General features: G+C 49.6%; 2 tRNA genes and 3 rRNA genes. All 5 read right to left on the bottom strand.

Annotation, left to right across the window (positions count from 1 at the left end):
* Window positions 1-116, bottom strand: a 5S ribosomal RNA gene (gene rrf / locus M1F65_RS09920).
* A gap of 76 nt (window positions 117-192) precedes the next feature.
* Window positions 193-3,093 (bottom strand): 23S ribosomal RNA (locus M1F65_RS09915).
* Window positions 3,094-3,215: 122 nt separating this feature from the next.
* A tRNA-Ala gene (locus M1F65_RS09910) sits at window positions 3,216-3,288 on the bottom strand.
* Between the two features lie 51 nt (window positions 3,289-3,339).
* A 16S ribosomal RNA gene (locus M1F65_RS09905) occupies window positions 3,340-4,886 on the bottom strand.
* Together the 16S, 23S and 5S rRNA genes with 2 tRNA genes alongside form the textbook arrangement of a ribosomal RNA operon.
* Window positions 4,887-5,116: 230 nt before the next feature.
* Window positions 5,117-5,188: transfer RNA gene (locus M1F65_RS09900), tRNA-Glu, on the bottom strand.
* Window position 5,189: the final 1 nt, after the last annotated feature.

Raw genomic sequence — 5,189 nt, 5'->3', positions numbered from 1 at the left:
GCTAAGCGACTTCCATATCTCACAGGGGGCAACCCCCAACTACTTCCGGCGTTCTAGGGCTTAACTGCTGTGTTCGGCATGGGTACAGGTGTATCTCCTAGGCTATCGTCACTTAACTCTGAGTAATACCTACTCAAAATTGAATATCTATCAAATACCAAGAAAACCTCACACTTCGTATTCTCAGTTACTTTGGATAAGTCCTCGAGCTATTAGTATTAGTCCGCTACATGTGTCGCCACACTTCCACTTCTAACCTATCTACCTGATCATCTCTCAGGGCTCTTACTGATATATAATCATGGGAAATCTCATCTTGAGGTGGGTTTCACACTTAGATGCTTTCAGCGTTTATCCCTTCCCTACATAGCTACCCAGCGATGCCTTTGGCAAGACAACTGGTACACCAGCGGTAAGTCCACTCTGGTCCTCTCGTACTAGGAGCAGATCCTCTCAAATTTCCTACGCCCGCGACGGATAGGGACCGAACTGTCTCACGACGTTCTGAACCCAGCTCGCGTGCCGCTTTAATGGGCGAACAGCCCAACCCTTGGGACCGACTACAGCCCCAGGATGCGACGAGCCGACATCGAGGTGCCAAACCTCCCCGTCGATGTGAACTCTTGGGGGAGATAAGCCTGTTATCCCCAGGGTAGCTTTTATCCGTTGAGCGATGGCCCTTCCATACGGAACCACCGGATCACTAAGCCCGACTTTCGTCCCTGCTCGAGTTGTAGCTCTCGCAGTCAAGCTCCCTTATACCTTTACACTCTGCGAATGATTTCCAACCATTCTGAGGGAACCTTTGGGCGCCTCCGTTACCTTTTAGGAGGCGACCGCCCCAGTCAAACTGCCCGTCAGACACTGTCTCCGATAGGGATAACCTATCCGGGTTAGAGTGGCCATAACACAAGGGTAGTATCCCAACAACGTCTCCTTCGAAACTGGCGTCCCGATCTCATAGACTCCTACCTATCCTGTACATGTGGTACAGACACTCAATATCAAACTGCAGTAAAGCTCCATGGGGTCTTTCCGTCCTGTCGCGGGTAACCTGCATCTTCACAGGTACTAAAATTTCACCGAGTCTCTCGTTGAGACAGTGCCCAAATCATTACGCCTTTCGTGCGGGTCGGAACTTACCCGACAAGGAATTTCGCTACCTTAGGACCGTTATAGTTACGGCCGCCGTTTACTGGGGCTTCAATTCATACCTTCGCTTACGCTAAGCACTCCTCTTAACCTTCCAGCACCGGGCAGGCGTCACCCCCTATACATCATCTTACGATTTAGCAGAGAGCTGTGTTTTTGATAAACAGTTGCTTGGGCCTATTCACTGCGGCTGACCTAAAGTCAGCACCCCTTCTCCCGAAGTTACGGGGTCATTTTGCCGAGTTCCTTAACGAGAGTTCTCTCGCTCACCTGAGGCTACTCGCCTCGACTACCTGTGTCGGTTTGCGGTACGGGTAGAGTATGTTTAAACGCTAGAAGCTTTTCTTGGCAGTGTGACGTCACTAACTTCGCTACTAAACTTCGCTCCCCATCACAGCTCAATGTTATAGATATAAGCATTTGACTCATATCACACCTCACTGCTTAGACAGACTCTTCCATTCGTCTGCTTTAGTTAGCCTACTGCGTCCCTCCATCACTACATACTCTAGTACAGGAATATCAACCTGTTGTCCATCGGATACACCTTTCGGTCTCTCCTTAGGTCCCGACTAACCCAGGGCGGACGAGCCTTCCCCTGGAAACCTTAGTCTTACGGTGGACAGGATTCTCACCTGTCTTTCGCTACTCATACCGGCATTCTCACTTCTATGCGTTCCAGCACTCCTCACGGTATACCTTCTTCACACATAGAACGCTCTCCTACCATACCTATAAAGGTATCCACAGCTTCGGTAAATTGTTTTAGCCCCGGTACATTTTCGGCGCAGGGTCACTCGACTAGTGAGCTATTACGCACTCTTTGAATGAATAGCTGCTTCTAAGCTAACATCCTAGTTGTCTGTGCAACCCCACATCCTTTTCCACTTAACAATTATTTTGGGACCTTAGCTGGTGGTCTGGGCTGTTTCCCTTTCGACTACGGATCTTAGCACTCGCAGTCTGACTGCCGACCATAATTCATTGGCATTCGGAGTTTATCTGAGATTGGTAATCCGGGATGGACCCCTCACCCAAACAGTGCTCTACCTCCAAGAATCTTTATGTCGACGCTAGCCCTAAAGCTATTTCGGAGAGAACCAGCTATCTCCAAGTTCGTTTGGAATTTCTCCGCTACCCACAAGTCATCCAAGCACTTTTCAACGTGCCCTGGTTCGGTCCTCCAGTGCGTCTTACCGCACCTTCAACCTGCTCATGGGTAGGTCACATGGTTTCGGGTCTACGACATGATACTAATGCGCCCTATTCAGACTCGGTTTCCCTGCGGCTCCGTCTCTTCAACTTAACCTCGCATCATATCGTAACTCGCCGGTTCATTCTACAAAAGGCACGCTCTCACCCATTAACGGGCTCGAACTTGTTGTAGGCACACGGTTTCAGGTTCTATTTCACTCCCCTCCCGGGGTGCTTTTCACCTTTCCCTCACGGTACTGGTTCACTATCGGTCACTAGGGAGTATTTAGGGTTGGGAGATGGTCCTCCCAGATTCCGACGGGATTTCACGTGTCCCGCCGTACTCAGGATACTGCTAGGTACAAAGACTATTTTAAATACGAGGCTATTACTCTCTTTGGCTGATCTTCCCAAATCATTCTTCTATAGTCTTTGAGTCCACATTGCAGTCCTACAACCCCGAAGAGTAAACTCTTCGGTTTGCCCTCCTGCCGTTTCGCTCGCCGCTACTAAGGCAATCGCTTTTGCTTTCTCTTCCTGCAGCTACTTAGATGTTTCAGTTCACTGCGTCTTCCTCCTCACATCCTTAACAGATGCGGGTAACAGGTAGTACCTGTTGGGTTCCCCCATTCGGAAATCCCTGGATCATCGCTTACTTACAGCTACCCAAGGCATATCGTCGTTTGTCACGTCCTTCTTCGGCTCCTAGTGCCAAGGCATCCACCGTGCGCCCTTATTAACTTAACCTTATTTTTTGACCTTTCAGTCATAAACTCTTTTAATACTACAGCGTTTCGGTTTATTTTCTTGTTACTATTTGATATAGATATTCAATTTTCAATGTGCATTACTTGGTGATCTCTCACCAATGGAGCCTAGCGGGATCGAACCGCTGACCTCCTGCGTGCAAAGCAGGCGCTCTCCCAGCTGAGCTAAGGCCCCACAAGACCTCTCAAGACTAAACAAGACCAATGTGCAGTTCCTTATCCTTAGAAAGGAGGTGATCCAGCCGCACCTTCCGATACGGCTACCTTGTTACGACTTCACCCCAATCATCTATCCCACCTTAGGCGGCTGGCTCCTAAAAGGTTACCTCACCGACTTCGGGTGTTACAAACTCTCGTGGTGTGACGGGCGGTGTGTACAAGGCCCGGGAACGTATTCACCGCGGCGTGCTGATCCGCGATTACTAGCGATTCCGACTTCATGTAGGCGAGTTGCAGCCTACAATCCGAACTGAGACTGGCTTTAAGAGATTAGCTTGCCGTCACCGGCTTGCGACTCGTTGTACCAGCCATTGTAGCACGTGTGTAGCCCAGGTCATAAGGGGCATGATGATTTGACGTCATCCCCACCTTCCTCCGGTTTATTACCGGCAGTCTCGCTAGAGTGCCCAACTGAATGATGGCAACTAACAATAGGGGTTGCGCTCGTTGCGGGACTTAACCCAACATCTCACGACACGAGCTGACGACAACCATGCACCACCTGTCACCTCTGTCCCGAAGGAAAACTCTATCTCTAGAGCGGTCAGAGGGATGTCAAGACCTGGTAAGGTTCTTCGCGTTGCTTCGAATTAAACCACATGCTCCACCGCTTGTGCGGGCCCCCGTCAATTCCTTTGAGTTTCAACCTTGCGGTCGTACTCCCCAGGCGGAGTGCTTAATGCGTTAGCTGCGGCACTAAACCCCGGAAAGGGTCTAACACCTAGCACTCATCGTTTACGGCGTGGACTACCAGGGTATCTAATCCTGTTTGCTCCCCACGCTTTCGAGCCTCAGCGTCAGTTACAAGCCAGAGAGCCGCTTTCGCCACCGGTGTTCCTCCATATATCTACGCATTTCACCGCTACACATGGAATTCCACTCTCCCCTCTTGCACTCAAGTTAAACAGTTTCCAAAGCGTACTATGGTTAAGCCACAGCCTTTAACTTCAGACTTATCTAACCGCCTGCGCTCGCTTTACGCCCAATAAATCCGGACAACGCTCGGGACCTACGTATTACCGCGGCTGCTGGCACGTAGTTAGCCGTCCCTTTCTGGTAAGATACCGTCACAGTGTGAACTTTCCACTCTCACACTCGTTCTTCTCTTACAACAGAGCTTTACGATCCGAAAACCTTCTTCACTCACGCGGCGTTGCTCGGTCAGACTTCCGTCCATTGCCGAAGATTCCCTACTGCTGCCTCCCGTAGGAGTCTGGGCCGTGTCTCAGTCCCAGTGTGGCCGATCACCCTCTCAGGTCGGCTATGTATCGTTGCCTTGGTGAGCCGTTACCTCACCAACTAGCTAATACAACGCAGGTCCATCTGGTAGTGATGCAATTGCACCTTTTAAGCAAATGTCATGCAACATCTACTATTATGCGGTATTAGCTATCGTTTCCAATAGTTATCCCCCGCTACCAGGCAGGTTACCTACGCGTTACTCACCCGTTCGCAACTCATCCAGAGAAGCAAGCTCCTCCTTCAGCGTTCTACTTGCATGTATTAGGCACGCCGCCAGCGTTCGTCCTGAGCCAGGATCAAACTCTCATTAAAAGTTTGAGTTCTCACTCATTTCTGTCACTGACAGATTTATTGTTTTTTCATTGTTCAGTACTATAACCTCAGTTATAGTGCCCTGCACATTGGTTCGTCTTGTTCAGTTTTCAAAGGTCTTTGTCACTCAATCTCTCTCAAGCGACAACTATATTAGTATATCACAGCCATCTGTCTCTGTCAACAGATTTTTAAAACTTTTTTCAAGTTTTTTTAACCGCAATACACCATAGTCCGTACGGGATTCGAACCCGTGTTACCGCCGTGAAAAGGCGGTGTCTTAACCCCTTGACCAACGGACCT

Source organism: Streptococcus oralis, assembly GCF_023109195.1.
Lineage (GTDB): Bacteria > Bacillota > Bacilli > Lactobacillales > Streptococcaceae > Streptococcus > Streptococcus oralis_BV.
Note: the sequence above shows the minus strand (reverse complement) of the source record. Positions and strands in the feature narration are given on the sequence as shown.